At 49.1% G+C, this 5,560-nt stretch carries 4 protein-coding genes and 1 pseudogene; 1 reads left to right on the top strand and 4 read right to left on the bottom strand.

From position 1 onward, the window contains the following. The first annotated feature begins 189 nt into the window (after positions 1–189). Positions 190–1,626 (top strand): FAD-binding oxidoreductase, encoded by a 1,437-nt coding sequence (locus tag NK638_RS11750; protein WP_274633148.1) that lies wholly within the window; start codon positions 190–192, stop codon positions 1,624–1,626. A gap of 164 nt (positions 1,627–1,790) precedes the next feature. Here NK638_RS11750 and ruvB read toward each other — a convergent pair whose 3' ends face one another. From ruvB to NK638_RS11730, 4 genes and pseudogenes are all read right to left on the bottom strand, one after another. Then, on the bottom strand, positions 1,791–2,771 hold the full coding sequence (gene ruvB, locus NK638_RS11745; protein WP_274633150.1) for a Holliday junction branch migration DNA helicase RuvB: 981 nt from the start codon (positions 2,769–2,771) through the stop codon (positions 1,791–1,793). A 178-nt stretch (positions 2,772–2,949) separates the two neighbouring features. Continuing rightward, positions 2,950–3,570, bottom strand: a complete 621-nt coding sequence (ruvA, locus tag NK638_RS11740; protein WP_274633149.1) for a Holliday junction branch migration protein RuvA — start codon at positions 3,568–3,570, stop codon at positions 2,950–2,952. A gap of 198 nt (positions 3,571–3,768) precedes the next feature. Then, the gene (fba, locus tag NK638_RS11735; RefSeq protein ID WP_274633147.1) at positions 3,769–4,806 is read right to left on the bottom strand and encodes a class II fructose-bisphosphate aldolase; all 1,038 of its coding nucleotides are present in this window, start codon (positions 4,804–4,806) and stop codon (positions 3,769–3,771) included. Positions 4,807–5,309: 503 nt separating this feature from the next. Then, a pseudogene (locus NK638_RS11730) lies at positions 5,310–5,560 on the bottom strand (hypothetical protein); the annotation flags it as partial.

The following is a 5,560-nucleotide window of genomic DNA, read 5'->3' as shown; positions in this document are numbered from 1 at the left end:
CCGCCAAACAAGGAAAATAGCACCGTTAATATCGAGATATTCGTCAGCTATTTGACACTGTTTGGCCAGATTTAACCATTTTTAGCCCATTTGGATAGCTATCGATTGACTTGAGGACACGCCCTAGTCTACGTCCAAAAAATAAAAACGCATGCTGTCTAACAAATTATATATGTGTAGGAGTCATCCATGTCTGCCCTATCCGCCTTACCCGCATCCGAGCCGCACGATAGCACTACGCCCGATCACAGTGCGGCCATAGCTGCGCTACAGATACGCTTTGGCAAACAGCTGAGTGTCAATAAAGCGGTACGCGAGCAACATGGTCATACCATGACATGGCTTGCCAACCAGCCACCCGATGCGGTGTTGACCGTGCAGGATAAACATGAGGTCGCCGCGGCTGTCGAGATTTGCAACCAGCATCAGATGCCAGTGATTGCTTTTGGTATAGGCTCATCCTTAGAAGGTCAGCTAAACGCGCCTTTTGGCGGGCTATGTATTGATATGCATGCGATGGATACAATCTTACAAGTCAATAATGAAGATCTGACCGTGACCGTACAGCCTGGCGTCACACGCGAGCAGCTCAATCATTACCTGCGCGATACGGGGCTGTTTTTTCCGATAGACCCAGGCGCTAATGCCAGTATCGGTGGCATGGTGGCCACTCGCGCCTCTGGCACCAACGCTGTGCGCTACGGCACCATGAAAGATGTGGTGCTCGCTCTAGAAGTCGTGACCGCCAACGGGGAGATCGTACGTACAGGCACACGCGCCAAAAAGTCGGCCGCTGGATACGATCTAACAAGGCTTATGATCGGCTCAGAAGGCACGCTAGGCATTGTCACCGAAGTCACGCTCAAGCTGTTTGGTATTAGCGAATGTATTGCTAGTGGCATCTGTCACTTCCCAACGATTGAGGACGCTTGTCAGGCGGTGATGCTTACCATCCAGATGTGCTTGCCAGTTGCCCGTATTGAGCTACTCGATGCCATGCAAATCAAAGCCTGTAATCAATATGCCAATCTAAATCTGACTGAGACGCCAACTTTGTTTGTGGAGTTTCATGGCACGGACGCGGGCGTGGCTGAGCAAGCAACTATCTTTACTGACATCATCGAAGAGTTTGGCGGTAGCGATTTTGCGTGGGACACGGACGAGGCCGAACGTAAGCGTCTGTGGCAAGCCCGGCACAATGCCTATCATGCCAGCTCTGCCCTACGGCCTGAAGCCAGCGCCTTATCGACCGATGCCTGTGTGCCTATTTCGCGCTTGGCAGAGTGCGTCAGCGCCACGGCAAAAGACATCGAGGCATCAGGAATGATTGGCCCTATCGTCGGACATGTGGGTGATGGCAACTTTCATGTTTTATTATTGGTCGATACCGATAACCCTGAGGAAATCGCTACTGCCGATGGCATCATTAGCCGCCTAGCCATGCGCGCCATCGAGATGGATGGCACGTGTACAGGTGAGCATGGTATTGGTCAAGGCAAGCAAAAATACATGCAACAAGAGCATGGTAATGCCTTAGTATTGATGCAAGCCATCAAATCAGCGCTCGACCCCAACAACATCCTAAACCCTGGAAAAATATGGCCAAAAACCATGGTCGCAGATTAACAGCTTACGCCGACCTATAGGCCATCTGATATGACAATTTTTCATTGAGCGGCTTGATAGCGACGTCTCTGATTTAAACGAAGAAGCGCCGCCTTTTAATCAACCAAAAGGCGGCGCTTTTTGTATAAAGGTGTTTTGGCCAGTTTTATATCATCTCATCTGGCCTATAACATCTGGTCAATGGCCATCTGCGTCAATACGCGACCACGAGCCGTACGTAATACGTAACCTTGCTGAATCAAATACGGCTCGATGACATCCTCAAGCGTGCCGCGATCCTCTGCCATCGCCGCCGCTACCGCCTCAACCCCTGCTGGCCCCCCATCAAAGCGCTCTTGCAATATCTCGATATAGCGCCTGTCTAAATGGTCAAGACCGCGTCTATCGACCGCCAGCATATCCAGCGCACTGCCTGCTATCGCGCCATTGATACGGCCATCGCCTTTGACCTCGGCATAATCACGTACACGGCGCAACAAACGGTTGGCAATCCTTGGGGTGCCGCGTGCACGGCGCGCAATCTCGACCGCACCGTCTTCATTCATCGGCACGCGCATCAAGCGCGCCGCGCGGGTCACAATGGTAGTCAGATCTGCGATATTATAAAACTCTAACCGCTGAACGATACCAAAACGATCTCGCAAAGGTGAAGTCAAAAGCCCTGCACGCGTGGTCGCTGCTACCAGCGTAAATGGCGGCAAGTCCAGCTTGATAGAGCGCGCCGCTGGCCCTTCACCAATCATAATATCCAGCTGAAAATCTTCCATCGCAGGATAGAGTATCTCTTCGATGACGGAGCTTAACCGGTGAATCTCGTCGATAAACAGCACATCACCTTCCTCTAAGTTGGTCAACATAGCAGCCAAATCACCAGGTCGCTCAAGGACAGGCCCCGAGGTTGAACGCAGGTTACCACCCATCTCGCGCGCGATGATATTGGCCAGAGTCGTCTTACCTAGCCCTGGTGGCCCAAAGATAAGCGTATGATCCAACGCTTCATCACGGCCGCGCGCCGCCCCGATAAATACTTCCATCTGCTCACGCACGACAGGCTGGCCAATATACTCTGCCAGTAGTGCTGGGCGAATATTGGCATCAGGCGCATCACTGGCGCCCTCTAGCGGATTAATTAAACGATCTTGCATCATAGTTTTATCATTATATTAAAAAAGTGAAATCATACAAAACATCATAAAACACCGGCGCACGAAAGCACAGACGTAAACAAAAATAAGCGACAATCGATGTCGCTTATCTCAGATCACCTATGTCAGTTCGCTGTAAAGCGCATTCGGCATACCCTAATCAATAATAAAAACTGCCTTAAAAGCCTGACAACTGCTGCAAAGTCGCTTTTAGTAAACTTTGCGTATCAGCAAATGTATCTCCACTATGCTTAGCCGCTTTAATCGCTTGCTGCGCTTCTTTTTCTTTGTAGCCTAGGCTGATAAGTGCACCCTCGACCTCAGCGATGATGCTTCCTTCGTGAGAGGCTGTGGTTACCTGCGTTGGTAGCTCTAACAAATCATTGTCGACTTCGATATTCTTTAGCTTGTCTTTAAGCTCGATTAATAAACGCTGCGCGGTTTTTTTGCCAATCCCTGGGATACGTGTCAATGCACTCTCTGACTCTTGCTCGACATGCATCTTAAGCTCAGCGGCCGACATAGCAGACAGCATCGCTAACGCCATTTTTGCCCCCACGCCATTGATTTTGATAAGCTGACGAAACACCTCACGCTCTTTGCGATCGATAAACCCATAAAGCAGCTGCGCGTCTTCGCGCACATGCAAATGCGTCCAGATGCGAGCCTGCTGATCGAGCTGTAACTGACAAAATGACGGCAATGGTAGCTCGATATCATACCCCACGCCAGATGCGGTCAAAATACATGCCGTTGGTGCCATCAGGTACGCGACCTGCCCTGTAATCAGTCCAATCATCATCCATTACCTATCATTATAAAAAATAAACCGCGCCATACTCTATGCTTACTACTCAATATTTTGGTTTAAAAACGCCTATGTAAAAACGTACACATAAACCTCTTGCGCTTACACCCAGCCATTTAGAGCAAAAAGGCGTTTGCATATCGATATGACAAACGCCTTCTTTGATAAGCTCAGCCCTATTTGTCAGGCTTAGTTATAAAAATCAACCATACCTTCAAGACTGATTGGGCGAATCTTGTGCGCTTGACCAGCAGAACCAAAGGCCTCAAAGCGGTTGGTACAGATGTCAGACATCGCGACCATAGAGGCTTTGAAATATTTACGTGGATCAAACTCACTTGGGTTTTCTACCAAAAACTGGCGGATAGCGCCTGTGGAAGCCAACCGCAAATCGGTATCGATGTTTACTTTACGCACACCGTGTTTGATGGCCTCGACGATTTGCTCAACGGGCACGCCGTATGTTTCACCGATATCACCACCATTTTCGTTGATGACTTTTAGCCACTCTTGCGGCACAGAAGACGAGCCATGCATGACCAAATGCGTATTTGGGATACGAGCATGAATCTCTTTGACGCGCTCGATAGATAGGATATCGCCTGTCGGTGGACGTGTAAACTTATAAGCACCGTGACTGGTACCAATCGCAATGGCGAGTGCATCGACATTGGTATCTTTGACAAACTGCTTGGCTTCGTCCGCACTGGTCAATAGCTGCTCATGGTCCAACACGCCCTCTGCTCCTGAGCCATCTTCTTCGCCCGCCATGCCAGTCTCAAGGCTACCCAAACAGCCAATCTCACCTTCGACAGAAACGCCGCACGCATGCGCCATCTTGACCACTTCACGTGTGACTCTAGCGTTATAATCGTAATCCATTGGGGTTTTGCCGTCCTCACCCAGTGAGCCGTCCATCATCACCGATGAAAAACCTAGCTGAATAGAGCGTTGGCAAATGGCAGGCGACATACCATGGTCTTGGTGCATCACCACAGGAATGTGTGGCCATTCTTCTATAGCAGCGATAATCAGATGACGCAAAAACGCCGAGCCTGCATATTTGCGAGCGCCAGCACTGGCTTGGACGATGACCGGTGAGTCGCAGGCGTCGGCCGCCATCATGATTGCACGCATCTGCTCTAAGTTATTGACATTAAAAGCAGGCACCCCGTAATTATGCTCGGCGGCGTGATCTAGAAGTTGACGTAAGGATATTAAGGCCATAAAACGCTCTCTGATTAAAATTTTGGATAGTATGTAAAATAGCTTTTGAAATGATAGCAGCAACATAGCGCTGCCTATATGACTCGCCCAAAGCTGTACACTCAATGATGTCAAAACTGCCCGTCTGGCAAAACTATTGGCAACTGGCAATAATAGACGCTCATTATCGTGCGCCGATTATAGCAAAAATTGCCTTGTCTTCGTAGCGGTTGCCTGACTATTTATTTTGTGACGGATTGACTATAAAGAAATGCTTGTAGTGTTTCGCCATCACCATACAAAAAGCCTTGGCAATCGCCAAGGCTTTTTTAGTATTTTGAGGGCTTATAAAGCAGCTTGTTTTATGAGACAACCATTATAGGGCAGTCATAAAAAACTGCTTATTTAGCGAGCTGTATATCAATCTATCAGTAGTCAAACAGTGATAAAAAAGGTTTGAATCGGTCAAACGATGCTTATTTACTAAGCGACTAGTTTTGACAAGCTACTGATTATTGAACCTATTAGTACTGCTGCTCAGCATCAACTGCGACATCATTTGCGCCGTCAGCCACTGCATTTGCGCCATCAGCTACCGCTTCGGCAGTGTTTGCTACTGCTTTGTTGGTACCATCAGCGATTGCATCACCTGTGTTTTCTAGAGCGTCTGTCGCAGCCGCGCCAGCAGTTTCAGCGCTTTCGGCGACTTCAGCGCCAGCATCTTGAGCAGCAACTTCTGCTTCAGCAGCAGCAGCTTCTGTCTCTACAGCGGCGG

The sequence above is a fragment of the Psychrobacter sp. A3 genome (assembly GCF_028823565.1).
Classification (GTDB): Bacteria; Pseudomonadota; Gammaproteobacteria; order Pseudomonadales; family Moraxellaceae; genus Psychrobacter; species Psychrobacter celer.
Note: the sequence above shows the minus strand (reverse complement) of the source record. Positions and strands in the feature narration are given on the sequence as shown.